Genomic DNA, 12626 nt, shown 5'->3' with positions numbered 1-12626 from the left:
CGGTTCAGAAAAATGGTCGAAGAAAAATTTTTTACTGATAGAGAGCGGCTAACCCTGGCGCTGGCTGATGAATGTGCGGCTGCACTTCAGGCTGGTATTAAGGCCAATGGACAAGCCACTTTCCTGGTTTCTGGTGGCAGTACCCCGGAACCGGTGTACCGCGCTTTGTCAAAGCGCCCGTTGCCGTGGAAGCAGATTAATGTCGCGCTGGTTGATGAGCGCTGGGTGGAAAAGGATCAGGCTGGCAGCAACCTGGCCTTTATTGCGAACAGCCTGCTTCAGAACGAAGCCGCAGAAGCGCCCTGTCTTGGTATGAAAAACGCGGCGGCCACACCGGCAGCTGGTGAGGCGGAATGCGAGCGCGCTTATCAAGAGTTGCCGCAGCCTTACGATGTCTGTGTTCTGGGAATGGGCAACGACGGTCACACGGCGTCGTTCTTCCCGTACGCACAGGGGCTGGATGAAGCGCTGGACGCGAAGTCCGACAAGCTCTGTAAAGCCATCACCGCGAAGCAAAGCGCAGTCACGGGGGTACATACAGAGCGCATGACCCTGACACTCGCAGCGATCTTGCAGGCAAAAGAAATCAAATTGCTGATTACCGGAGAAGACAAACTCAAAGTCTACCGCCAGGCGCTGCTGGGGGACGACGAGCAGGAAATGCCGGTGCGCAGCATTCTCAAGCAGGGCCTGAAGCCGGTCACTGTTTACTGGGCGCCCTGATCGGGAATTGAATAATTAGGAAAATAAATATGCAGAAGCAACTCGCACAAGTGCTGGAGCAGGCCGGCGTAGTTCCGGTTTTGGTCATCGAAAGCGTAAAGGATGCGTTGCCGCTGGCGCAGGCGCTGGTCGAAGGTGGCCTGAATGTACTGGAAATCACGCTGCGTACGGAAGCAGCGCTGGCAGCTGTCGAAGAAATCGCCAAACACCTGCCGGATGCGCACGTAGGTACGGGAACCGTACTGACTGCAGCTGACATCCAGCGCTCTGTAGATGCAGGTGCAACCTTTATGGTCAGCCCGGGTGCGACTGAGACACTGCTCGATGCGGCGGACAACTGTACCGTGCCCCTGTTGCCGGGTGCCGCGAATCCCTCCGAAGTGATGCGTCTATTGGAACGCGGTTACCACTACCAGAAGTTTTTCCCGGCGGAAGCGGCTGGCGGTGTGCCGATGCTGAAGTCAATTGGCGGCCCTTTGCCACAGGTGAAATTCTGCCCGACCGGTGGGGTAAGCCCGTCCAATGCCGCCAATTACCTCGCGCTGCCGAATGTTGTCTGCGTGGGCGGATCCTGGATGGCAGCGTCAAAACTGGTCGAGGATAAGAATTGGGCCGAGATTACTCGCTTGGCCAAGGAAGCTTCAGCCCTCAAGCAGGGATGAGATCGTCGCGGCGAACGTACTGCGACCAGCTGAATATAGGAATTGAAGATACCGGCGTGCATCCGCTCGCCAGTATCGGAAAAAATTCAATAAATTAAATATTTCACAGAGGGTGTAGCGATATGAAACTCAGAATTGCTATCAATGGATATGGCCGTATCGGCCGCAATGTTACCCGTGCTATTTACGAATCCGGTTATAACGACCGCATTCAGCTGGTTGCCATTAACGACCTGGCGCCTGTAGAGGCCAATGCGCACTTGACCCGTTTCGACACGGTTCACGGTCGCTTCAATACTGAAGTTGCGGTAGAAGGTGAAAACCTCGTTATTGGTGGCGATACCATAAAGGTATGCCAGGTGCGTAACCCGGCAGAACTGCCCTGGGGCGAACTGGAAGTGGATCTGGTACTTGAATGTACTGGCCTGTTTACCGACAAAGCGGCGGCATCCGCACATATGAAGGCCGGGGCGAAAGCCGTATTGATCTCCGCACCGTCCAAAGATGCGGATCTGACGGTTGTCTACGGTGTGAATGACGACAAGCTCACGGCTGAGCACAAGGTCGTTTCCAATGCGTCATGCACCACCAACTGCCTGGCTCCGGTCGCTCAGGCGCTGCACCGTGCAGTTGGCATCGAGCGCGGCTTCATGACAACCGTGCACGCGTACACCAATGACCAGAACACTCAGGACGCGGTGCACAAGGACATCTATCGCGCGCGCGCCGCGGCCGACAATATGATCCCAACCAAAACCGGCGCTGCTGCCGCTGTTGGCCTGGTTTTACCGGAGCTGCAGGGCAAGCTGGACGGCATGGCGGTACGTGTACCGGTCAACAATGTTTCCCTGGTGGATTGCCAGTTCATCGCCAGCCGTGAAACAACCGTAGAAGAAATTAATGCGGTTCTGCGCGAAGCTTCTGCATCCATTAAAGGGGGCGTACTGTCTTTCTGCGAGCAGCCGCTGGTGTCTGTGGATTTCAACCACACGACTGCGTCCAGTCACTTCGATGCCAACCATACCCGGGTTAATGGCAACCTGGTGAAAGTAATGGCGTGGTACGACAACGAGTGGGGCTTCTCCCACCGTATGCTGGATACCAGCCTGGCGATGGCCGAAGCGCTGAGCCTGCAAGCAGAGTTGGCGGAAACCGCCTGATTAAAAAGCTCTGCTCCTGATCGGAGTGGGCGCAATGCCTGCTCCGTTCACTTAGCCGCCCTGCGCGGTTGCGGAATAAAACAAGATCTTTCTCTCTTCCACTCAATAAATCAGTACTCCCTATTATGATTCGCCATACCAAAATCGTTGCCACGCTTGGTCCGGGCACGGACAAGCCACGTGTGATTGACGAGATTATCCGCGCGGGCGTCAATGTTGTTCGCCTTAATTTTTCCCACGGCAGCGCCGATGACCATCGCAAGCGCGTGCAAGAAGTGCGTCGTGCAGCGAGTGCGCAAAACAAGCTGGTTGCGATTCTCGGCGATCTGCAGGGTCCGAAGATCCGCATTGCGCGTTTTGCAGAAGGCAGTATTTTTCTGGAGAACAACGCAGAATTCACCCTGGACGCAGATTGCCCGAAAGAGGGCGGTAATCAGCAGCGTGTTGGCGTGGACTATCCATCACTGATCGCAGACTGCAAGCCGGGCAATATCTTGTTGCTGGACGATGGCAAAATTCGCCTGGAAGTAACCGGCGGTACTAGCAGTAAACTGTTCTGTCGTGTGCTTCAGGGCGGCAAGCTGTCCAACAACAAGGGGATCAACTTGCTGGGCGGGGGGCTTTCGGCGCCCGCGCTGACGGAAAAGGATTATGAAGATATCAAGCTCGCCGCTGAACTGGATGTCGATTTCCTCGCAGTAAGTTTCCCGCGCAGTGGTGAAGACCTGGAAATTGCCCGCAAGGCTATGCGTGAAGCGGGTAGCAATGCGGCGATAGTGGCCAAGGTCGAGCGCGCCGAGGCGGTGGGTGATGACAAGCAGATGGATGAAATTATCCTCGCTTCCGACGTCATCATGGTCGCGCGTGGCGACCTGGGTGTGGAAATTGGCGATGCGGCGCTGGTCGGAGTGCAGAAAAAACTGATTGGCCGTGCCAACGCATTGAATCGAGGCGTTATCACGGCCACCCAGATGATGGAGTCCATGATCACCAGCCCGACGCCAACGCGAGCGGAAGTCATGGATGTGGCTAATGCGGTGCTGGACGGAACCGATGCGGTAATGCTGTCTGCGGAAACGGCGGCGGGTGACTTTCCGGTTGCCGCTGTGGAGTCCATGGCCGAAGTGGTCGTCGGGGCTGAACAGTACCTTGGTACAACAACCCGGCCGGCGTTGACCAAATCCGGCTCCGAGCGGATTGATACCGTAATTGCCCAGGCGGCGATTGAATCGGCAGCGCGCGTAGAGAATCTCTGCGCGGTTGCGGCATTGACCGAATCCGGCCGTACTCCGCGGATTATGTCCCGTGCGACTTCGCAACTGCCAATCTTTGCGCTCACCCGACACCCTCAGGTCGCGCGTCAACTGGTTGTACTGCGTGGTGTTGAGCCTATAGAGTTTGACCCAGCTTCAGTACCGCTCGGTCACCTGACGGACGCGATCATCGAAGTGCTGGGTGCTCGTATCGACCTGCAGAAAGGTCAGCGGGTTCTGATTACCCAGGGTGAGCGCCTCAATATCGGTGGCGGTACCAGCTCCATGCGGATTAAAGAGATCGAATAACTCCCCCTTCACCACTCCTCTTGATAGGGGAGTGGTTCCCTTTCATTCTATCCTGCCTTTGAACCATCCTGTCGCTTAATAGTCTCTCCATCGCAGACGAAGCTTGTGGTGACATTGAGTAGTTATAACCAGTTTTCTGATCTCCCGATCTGTAATTTCCTTATTTTGCAGTAGATTATCTCTTAATTTGGCATTTCTATGGCGTATAGTTCTGCCATTGGTGCTGTGAACAAAAGTCACTAATGTCAGGATCCGTTTCCCTTGGTTACAAATAACCCTTCTATTTGCCCTTTTGAACTGTAGCTTTTTATTTTTTTTGTGTGTATTGTCGGTCATGAGAATGACAGCGCTATCATACAAATCAGTGACAGCGCTATCATTTGGCGGTACAAGGTGAATAAAAAGTTTCTAACCAAACCTTTATATCTATAAAAAAGGAAGGGGAAATCGATGCTTAAGCGCAACAAACTCGCTCTCTCGATCAGCGCGGCTGTTCTCGGTGGTAGCCTGGTGGCTCCGCTGGCAGTTGCTCAGGACGCAGCTCTGGAAGAAATTACCGTTACCGGTATTCGCGGAGCCCTGCAAGATGCAGTAAATATCAAACGTGACGCGACCTCTCTGGTCGACGCAGTATCCGCAGAAGACGTGGGTAAGTTCCCTGATTCTGATGTCGGTGAAGCTCTGGGCCGTATCCCGGGTATCACTGTAGGCCGCGCATTTGGTCAGGGCGCTTCTGTGTCCATCCGCGGTGCCGCTCCGACTATGACTCTGACCCAGCTGAATGGTCAGAACGTGGCGTCTACCGGCTGGTTCGACCAGATCCCTGTTGACCGCAGCTTTAACTACTCCTTGTTGCCTTCCGAACTGATCGGCGGTATTGAGGTATATAAGTCTTCCCAGGCTGACCTGAACGAAGGTGGTATCGGCGGTACCGTTATCGTTAAGACTCGCAAGCCGCTTGATATGGATGCAAACACTGCATTTGTCAGCACCAAGGCGCGTGTCGGTAGCATTAGTGATGAGTGGGCACCAGAAGTTTCTGGTTTATACAGCTGGAAAAACGACGAAGAAACCTTCGGTGTGTTGCTTTCTGCCGCAGCTGAAGATCGCGAATATGTTCGTCGTGGTACTGAGTCTGACTACCGTTGGTCTGGCGATGTCGCACCGACTACCTTCCTTCAAGACCAAGAGCGTAAAGCTCTGGATGTAACGCTGCAGTATGCGCCGACTGACGCGCTGTCTTTCGCATTGCACGCAATGACTTTGGATCTGGAGGCGAACAATACCAACAATAGTTTGTATCTGTTCTCTCTGGCCAACTTGCAAACTGACGAAAACCCGGATGGTAATGTAGTTTGTCATTCCTACAATGCTGCTGGTCTGTGTACTTCCAGCACTGCGACAAACTCCACTGTAGCCAATAAAACCTTCAATCAGACTTGGGGCCGTAAGTCCTCAATGAGTTCTGATACTTTCGATTTTAGTGGTGAGTTCGAAGGTGACGGTTTCCGCGTAAGTGGTAATGTAGGTTCTTCAAACGCTGCTGGTGGTACTGATTACACCACCAACTTCTCACACTTTAGTGACGCAATGTCCGTGTGGCAGGGCTCCATTGATGCCACCGGAAAAGAAATTCAAATTAATCCAACTCTGGATCCGAGTCTGACTCTCGATAACTATGCAGCCACTGCATCACCTGAAGGCTGGGCTGTAGGTAGTGGACCGGCGGAGGATGAAGAAGTATATGCTCAGTTGGATGTCGAGTTTGATCTTGATGTTGGTATTCTGACCGGGTTTAAAACTGGTGTACGCTGGACTGATCACGACGTTAACCGTCGCGCGTACCGAGGTGTTTTCAAAACTACTCTCGATGAAAATGGTGAAGTAGTAGACGACCCGGCGGTAGTGGATACCAGCTCTCTGTATGGCGGTAGCTATGAAATTGGCCAAGACGGTTTCACCGCACCGAAGCCCGACCTAAATGCGATGATTGCCGCCACGAATGCAAGCATCGATAAGTGGGTAGAGGCGCGTGCCGGTTACTCTGACCTGAACGAAGAGAATACTGCCCTTTACGGCATGTTCACCTTTGAGACTGGCGCGCTTCGCGGTAACTTTGGTCTGCGCTACATCTCTACTGACGTAACCCGTACTCAGTATGAGCTGGATGGTTCTGACCTGCTAGACGGTGATCTGCCGCGTAACAATGGTTATAGCTATTCCCTGACTGACCATTCTGCGGATTACAGCGATGTGCTGCCTAGTGTGAATGTCACTTACGAGCTGTCTGAAGATTTGTTGCTCCGTGCTTCGGCGTCCCAGACTATTAGCCGCCCGAACTATGACGACATGCTGGTTACTTACAACGGTTTCGACGATACCAATCCTTTGAACCAGACTGCTCGTCTTGGTAGTGAGGCATTGTCGCCGATGAAATCTACCAACGCGGATATTTCCATCGAGTACTACTACGGTGAAGGAAACCTGCTGTCTGCCACTTATTTCGTTAAGTCTATCGATGATTTCGTAACTTCTCGAAATATTCCCGGGCAGCCTATCGGTCTTGTAGATCCGGATGGTGGTGATAGCTGGAACATCGAGACTCTGGAAAATGCCGGCGGCGCAGACATTCAAGGTCTGGAGCTGCAGGTTCAGCACGCCTTTGACAACGGTTTCGGTGTTGCTGCGAACTACACTTATACTGATGCAGATGCACCGTCGGCAGCCTTCATGGATCAGGTGCCGGTCTTTACCGAATCGTCTGAACATGCGTACAACCTGCTGGGCTACTGGGAAAATGATACTTTCTCCGCGCGTATGGCCTACAATTTCCGCTCCGAGTATATGATTCGGGACGGTGGTTACTGGTACGGTAACCGTATGCATGATGACTTCGGCTCTCTGGATCTGAGTCTGAACTGGTATGCAACCGACAATCTGGATATTACTTTCGAAGCAGTAAACCTGCTTGAAGAAGACGATATTCAATACGGTGTTGCCGATACCGATAGCTCTGAGACTGGCCAAAAGGTAACCCTGCAAGAAGGTTTCCCTGCCTGGTCCTTCGCGGGCGAAGCGGTGTACCAGTTGGGTGCAAGCTACAAGTTCTAAGAACCTGAGCTAAGAAAAGCCCAGCTTTCAGCTGGGCTTTTTTTTGTCTGGAATTTGGTGATATGAAAATAAAAAAGATTGCGATTGTTGGTGGCGGTACTGCGGGCTGGATAGCGGCCAATCATCTGGGGGTTGAACTCGCGCGGGATCCCGATATTGAAATCACGGTTATCGAGTCAAAGGACGTGCCGGTAATTGGCGTAGGGGAAGGCACGGTACCGAGAATTAAGGAAACTCTGAGAAAGTTTGGCATCTCTGAGGTCGATTTGCTGGCGGCTTGTGATACCACCTTCAAGACGGGAATAAAGTTTTCTAACTGGATGGCAAGGGGGGCTTCCTGCGAGGAAAATTTTTACTACCATCCATTTGGTTCGCCTTACCCCGAAGGATTTGATGTAACTGATTACTGGCTAAGATCCGAAAAAAAGTCTGGTTTTTCCCTGTTGTCAGATAGTTATTTCCTGTCAGAAGAAAATCGCTGTCCAAAACATAAGTCCTCGCCGCCGTATATCGGAGCCGTAGATTATGCTTACCATTTCAATGCCGGTAAGTTCTCTGAACTTATTTCTTCCAATGCCAAAAAACGATTTGGCGTAAAGCATAAGTATGCGACGGTAAGTAATGTTGCTCTTGGCGAGGATGGGGAGATTGAATCGCTTGTTTACGCAAGTGGGGAAGAGGAAAGTTTTGATTTTTATATCGACTGTAGTGGATTCAGCGGAGCGTTATTGGGCGAAGCGCTCAAGGTTGAGTTTGAGGATAAGTCCTCTCAGATTTTGACTGACGCCGTACTGGTTCTTCAGGAGCCGACTCAGGTATCTGAGGCAATCAAACCCTATACCACGGCTACCGCGCATAAGGCGGGCTGGATATGGGATATTCCACTGACGACAAGGCGGGGCTTGGGTTTTGTTTACTCAAGTAGTCATATGTCTGAGCCTGAGGCACTGCAAGAATTCTCGCGCTACGTCGGACGTGCGCTATCCGAGAGTGAGGTGCGAAAGATCCCGATGAAGATCGGGTACCGTCGGCAATTCTGGAAGAAAAATTGCGTGGCACTGGGGTTGGCTCAGGGGTTCGTTGAACCTTTGGAGGCAACGTCTATTTTAGTTACGGATTTTTCTGCCAATCTCCTGGCTGCGAGTTTTCCAAGGGATTCCGAAGATATTTCCGTGCTTTGTGGCTATTACAACGAGGCTGTTAGATACACATGGGAAAGGGTGATAGATTTCGTTCAGCTGCACTACTGTATTTCCGATCGCAGGGATTCTCAGTTCTGGGTAGATTGTACGGAAAATACGCTCAGGTCTGAGGTGCTCGAGGAGCGGTTAGCTCGGTGGTCCGTTGCCACCCCGAAAAGAACGGATTTCTTCAGTGCCTTCGATATTTTTGGGGTGGAAAATTATCTTTTCGTTCTTTATGGAATGGATTTCTCGACAAAAGGGGTGCCGCTCGGGGATCAGGAGCGAGTTCGGGCAAGAGAGATTGTGGATAAAGTAAAGAATCGCTCGTCGCAATTGTCAGTCGAGTTGATGTCACACCGGGGGTGGTTGTCTGCTTTGCACGAGCAGCTGAAGATGACTCGTTAGCCATCGAGGAAGTGGGGCCAAGATTCCAGATCATGTTATCGTGCCCAGTGCGCGGGTAAATTAGAGTTACAAATTTCTACGTACGGTTACGTTTTGATATGCAAGTACTTAATGTCGGTGAGGAAAATCACAAAATATTGGTGATTGACGACTTTCTGAAGAATCCTGGGGACTTGGTGGCGCATGCTCAAAAATCGAGTTTTGCGCCTTGGCCGATGGCTGCTGAGCGTAAAGGGTACCCGGGAGTGAGGGCGGCGGCACCGGAGGGGCATGGCGTGCTGATTATGGATCGGATCGATTCGCTGGTACGCGAGCAGTATGATATTCCCCCTGTGAATAAGTTGACCGTTCACCAGGAGACACTGAACCTGATTACCGTCCCTGAAGAGGAATTGGGTCCGCTACAACGGGCGCCGCATTTTGATACCAGTGCTCCCGGTTTGTTCGCGATTTTGTTGTATCTCTGCGACGAAAGTCATGGTGGCACGGCATTTTATCGTCATAAAAGCACTGGCTACGAGAGCATAACCCCGGATCGTGTCGAACACTATCTGGATCAATGCTATGTCGAATTCAATAAGTACCGTCGGCCCAAAAAGTACTGCTCCGAGTCGGACGAGCTATTTACCAGAATAGGCTTTGTGCCGGCGAAATTTAATCGGCTTGTCATATATCGAGGGTGCCTGTTGCACAGTGCGAATATTTTGACTGAGAAAAGCATCAATTTTTGTCCATTGGAAGGGCGGCTCACTGCAAATCTGTTTGTGACGTACGGATAAGCCGTATCGATATGGAGTGGTTTGACGCGGTGATGGTGAAGTCATCTAGAGGATACTGTCGCGGGAAGTACTGGTAACTTCGGCCCGCGTGGTGTAACTTTTTGCTTCCCTTCTCGAGTATAAAAAATATACTAAGCGGGTTTTTTAGAATAACTTCAAATTTTATTAAGGTGTTGTATGGCCAGTGTAGAAGCCCCAAAAATCGTTCCTCTTCGCAGTGATGTCCACGGAAAGCTGAAAGTACGTGAATTGGGGACATTTGAGCACGTTAAGAATGCTCACATGGTTCCGGTAACCGCCCATGAATACGCTCGTCTGGGTGCAGAATACCCGATCGTTTTTGTCAAGAATTCAGAAACCGGTGAATTCCAGTCCGTTGCACTGCTGAGCTTGAAAGTAGGCGAAAACCTGTTTGTGGATGGGGATAAGTGGAAAGGCGTATTCGTCCCTGCGGCAGTTCGCAATCACCCGTTCGTCCTGGCGCCGGTAGGCGAAAAGAAAGAGCAGCTGATGGTTGGCCTGATCGAGAACAGCCCGGTGGTTGGCGAAGAAGAGGGTAATGCCCTGTTCTCCGAGTCTGGTGAAGAGTCCGAGTACCTCAAGGCGAAAAAAGAGTCCCTGGTGGGGTACCTGGAAAGTGACCAGATGACCAAGGCTTTCATTACCATCCTGGCAGAAAAAGACCTGCTGGTTACCCAGAATATCGCGGTGAACGCTGGTTCAGAGAAGATCAACCTGAGCGGTATTTACATGGTGGATGAGAAGAAGCTGGGCGAGATGAGCGAAGAAGACTTTGCTGATTTCCGCAAGCGCGGCTTCCTGCCACCCCTTTACGCGCAGCTGGGCTCCATGCATCAGATTTCCCGCCTGGCCAAGATGCAGGCTGGTGTGTAATCACTGATTCGGAAAAGCTCGCTTTCTGAGATACTAGGGCCTCAATTGAGGCCCTAGTTGTTTTTTGCTTCTATGTTTCCTATCCGATATATCCCCTGGCTGTCATTTCTCGCCGCTTTTTACGTGCTGTGGGGTCTTTTTGTCTTTGGGCAGGGGCTCTGGGGTGTAGTGTGTGAGCACTGGCCCATGGCGCTCTCCATGGCCATTGGCAGCTACGCTGCCGGTTCGACCCCAATGGGTGGCGGAACGGTGGGGTTCCCGGTCCTGGTGCTGCTGTTTGATATGCCGGCCAGTCTTGGTCGGGACTTCAGTTTTGCGGTTCAGTCGATTGGCATGGTCAGTGCCAGTATCTTCATCTTCTGTCGCCGTCAGGTACTGGCCTGGTCCATGCTGCGTGGCGCCCTGCTGGGAAGTCTGGTCGCGACGCCCCTGGGCATACTCTTTTTTGCGCCGATCATCCCTGGCCTGTGGGTTAAGCTGGCGTTTGCGGTGATCTGGGGCAGTTTCGGGGTGTTGCACCTGTACCGCCTGCGGGAAATTACCGCCCACGATCACGTGGGAGACCCGGAATGCCCCCTGGATTATCGCGTCGGGCTTCTGCTCGGTGCGGTTGCAGGTTTTTCTGTGGTATCCGTGACCGGGGTGGGGATTGATATGGTTGTGTACGCGGCGTTGGTATTGCTGAGCCGGGTAGACCTCAAGGTGGCGATTCCAACATCTGTGGTGATTATGGCGTTCTCCTCAGTGGTTGGGGTGATCGTAAAAAGCCTGTCCGGCGACTGGCAGCCCGGTGTATTTGGCAATTGGCTGGCGGCGGCGCCGGTTGTAGCGCTTGGGGCCCCCCTGGGTGTGTTTGTGGTGAGCCTGATTGGCCGGACGCTCACACTGCTGGTGGTAGCCCTGTTGTGTGTCGTGCAGTTTGTGTGGACGTGTGTCTCGGAGTGGCAAGTTCTGGGGGGGGCAGGGGTCGCTATGGCGTTACTTGCTGTGTTCGTTTGTCTTTGGGGGTTCGAGGAGTTGCGGTTTTCCGGATTGAGGCGGGAAAGGATGCGCTCGTGCTGCCCTCGGCGTGTTGAGGGGGCGTCTCAATTGAGTTAGAGGGGGGGCGATGTTATAACTAGTGCCAACATGAAAATGGAATTTACAAAGTCAAGGAGTTGATGATGTCCGACAGTATCAGGCTGCACTTTTACGATGGTTTTTACAGCCGTCGTGATCCACTGAAGACACTGGCCAACCTTTTTCGTTATCGAAAGCTATACCAGCCCGTTTACAATATTGGCGACCAGATTAGCCCTTATGTCGTTTCCGGTATGTCGGGACGCAAAGTCAACTACTCCCATCCCTTCAGCAGTAAAAAGATGATCGCCATCGGCTCGGTGCTGGCGGGTATCCGGGACGAGGATGTTGCCTGGGGTACGGGGCTGATGCGCCCGGATCACGCCCCCTATGTGCTAAAAGCAAAAAATGCACGCATTGTGGCTGTGCGGGGCCCTAATACACGGGCTGCGCTGCTTGAGCATGGCCTTGATTGCCCTGAAGTCTATGGTGATCCTGGCCTGCTGATGCCCTACCTGTTCCAGCCAAATGTTGAAAAGAGATATCGAGTTGGCGTAATTCCACATGGATCGCACCTCCAGGACTTGGAGGTGAAACTCGAGGGAAGCTCTTACGCTCTGATTAGTCCGCGCCTGCACTGGCGTGAGTTTATTGAGAAGATCTGCGCGAGCGAGCTGATTGTCTCCAGCTCATTACACGGTGTGATCCTTGCTGATGCTTACGGTGTTCCCAATCTGCCATTGCGCCACAATAAATGGTTACACGGTACGCCTTTCAAGTTCGAAGACTACTACCTGTCGACTCGGCGCTCTCCCGAGTTCTTCGATTCCTCCCAACTTCTGGATAAAGGTGCGCTGCAACGCGCTGTGGCGGCGTACGAGGCGCCCAGGCTCGACCTTCGGCCACTCGTGAATGCGTTCCCTTACCCGGTTAAGAATGAGGATTTCCTGCGTCGCCTCAACTCGGTTCAGAGTTGGTAGTTATTTCTTGGTGGCCGGGGTATGGATTCTTGGGTGGCTCGATACCAAGGCTGCTGACGTTCTACATGGGGGAGTAATGCGGGGGATGCTGGAGATTGTCAGCGCTT

At 52.6% G+C, this 12626-nt stretch carries 10 protein-coding genes; all 10 read left to right on the top strand.

The annotated features are described in order from the left end of the window. Window positions 1-12: 12 nt before the first annotated feature. The 10 genes from pgl (at window position 13) to ACNKU7_RS07790 (ending at window position 12519) form a co-directional block, all read left to right on the top strand. On the top strand, window positions 13-723 hold the full coding sequence (gene pgl / locus ACNKU7_RS07835; protein ID WP_418296410.1) for a 6-phosphogluconolactonase: 711 nt from the start codon (window positions 13-15) through the stop codon (window positions 721-723). A 29-nt stretch (window positions 724-752) separates the two neighbouring features. Further along, window positions 753-1385, top strand: coding sequence for a bifunctional 4-hydroxy-2-oxoglutarate aldolase/2-dehydro-3-deoxy-phosphogluconate aldolase (locus ACNKU7_RS07830; protein WP_418296409.1), 633 nt, complete (start codon window positions 753-755; stop codon window positions 1383-1385). 122 nt (window positions 1386-1507) lie between these two features. Further along, on the top strand, window positions 1508-2545 hold the full coding sequence (gap, locus tag ACNKU7_RS07825) for a type I glyceraldehyde-3-phosphate dehydrogenase (RefSeq protein ID WP_418296408.1): 1038 nt from the start codon (window positions 1508-1510) through the stop codon (window positions 2543-2545). 125 nt (window positions 2546-2670) lie between these two features. Then, complete coding sequence (gene pyk / locus ACNKU7_RS07820) at window positions 2671-4107, top strand: pyruvate kinase (RefSeq protein WP_418296407.1); 1437 nt, start codon at window positions 2671-2673, stop codon at window positions 4105-4107. Window positions 4108-4557: 450 nt separating this feature from the next. After that, window positions 4558-7218: a TonB-dependent receptor gene (locus ACNKU7_RS07815; protein ID WP_418296406.1), complete on the top strand. Its 2661-nt coding sequence runs from the start codon at window positions 4558-4560 to the stop codon at window positions 7216-7218. Between the two features lie 62 nt (window positions 7219-7280). Then, window positions 7281-8807, top strand: coding sequence for a tryptophan halogenase family protein (locus tag ACNKU7_RS07810; protein ID WP_418296405.1), 1527 nt, complete (start codon window positions 7281-7283; stop codon window positions 8805-8807). Between the two features lie 98 nt (window positions 8808-8905). Next, window positions 8906-9586, top strand: coding sequence for a DUF6445 family protein (locus tag ACNKU7_RS07805; protein WP_418296404.1), 681 nt, complete (start codon window positions 8906-8908; stop codon window positions 9584-9586). Between the two features lie 177 nt (window positions 9587-9763). Then, window positions 9764-10480 carry a SapC family protein gene (locus ACNKU7_RS07800; protein ID WP_418296403.1) on the top strand — a complete coding sequence of 239 codons (717 nt, stop codon included), beginning with the start codon at window positions 9764-9766 and terminating at the stop codon, window positions 10478-10480. Between the two features lie 72 nt (window positions 10481-10552). After that, window positions 10553-11578 (top strand): sulfite exporter TauE/SafE family protein, encoded by a 1026-nt coding sequence (locus tag ACNKU7_RS07795; protein ID WP_418296402.1) that lies wholly within the window; start codon window positions 10553-10555, stop codon window positions 11576-11578. Between the two features lie 65 nt (window positions 11579-11643). Beyond that, complete coding sequence (locus tag ACNKU7_RS07790) at window positions 11644-12519, top strand: polysaccharide pyruvyl transferase family protein (RefSeq protein WP_418296401.1); 876 nt, start codon at window positions 11644-11646, stop codon at window positions 12517-12519. Window positions 12520-12626 lie beyond the last annotated feature (107 nt).

Origin of the sequence: Microbulbifer weihaiensis (assembly GCF_048323715.1) — a bacterium.
In the GTDB taxonomy this organism is placed as follows: Bacteria; Pseudomonadota; Gammaproteobacteria; order Pseudomonadales; family Cellvibrionaceae; genus Microbulbifer.
Note: the sequence above shows the minus strand (reverse complement) of the source record. Positions and strands in the feature narration are given on the sequence as shown.

Bases quoted from the DNA above. Each gene is read 5' to 3' on its own strand.
- ACNKU7_RS07795 (WP_418296402.1), top strand. From the start codon at position 10,553: ATGTTTCCTATCCGATATATCCCCTGGCTGTCATTTCTCGCCGCTTTT.
- pgl (WP_418296410.1), top strand. From the start codon at position 13: ATGGTCGAAGAAAAATTTTTTACTGATAGAGAGCGGCTAACCCTGGCG.
- pyk (WP_418296407.1), top strand. From the start codon at position 2,671: ATGATTCGCCATACCAAAATCGTTGCCACGCTTGGTCCGGGCACGGAC.
- ACNKU7_RS07790 (WP_418296401.1), top strand. From the start codon at position 11,644: ATGTCCGACAGTATCAGGCTGCACTTTTACGATGGTTTTTACAGCCGT.
- ACNKU7_RS07800 (WP_418296403.1), top strand. From the start codon at position 9,764: ATGGCCAGTGTAGAAGCCCCAAAAATCGTTCCTCTTCGCAGTGATGTC.
- ACNKU7_RS07805 (WP_418296404.1), top strand. From the start codon at position 8,906: ATGCAAGTACTTAATGTCGGTGAGGAAAATCACAAAATATTGGTGATT.
- ACNKU7_RS07810 (WP_418296405.1), top strand. From the start codon at position 7,281: ATGAAAATAAAAAAGATTGCGATTGTTGGTGGCGGTACTGCGGGCTGG.
- ACNKU7_RS07815 (WP_418296406.1), top strand. From the start codon at position 4,558: ATGCTTAAGCGCAACAAACTCGCTCTCTCGATCAGCGCGGCTGTTCTC.
- gap (WP_418296408.1), top strand. From the start codon at position 1,508: ATGAAACTCAGAATTGCTATCAATGGATATGGCCGTATCGGCCGCAAT.
- ACNKU7_RS07830 (WP_418296409.1), top strand. From the start codon at position 753: ATGCAGAAGCAACTCGCACAAGTGCTGGAGCAGGCCGGCGTAGTTCCG.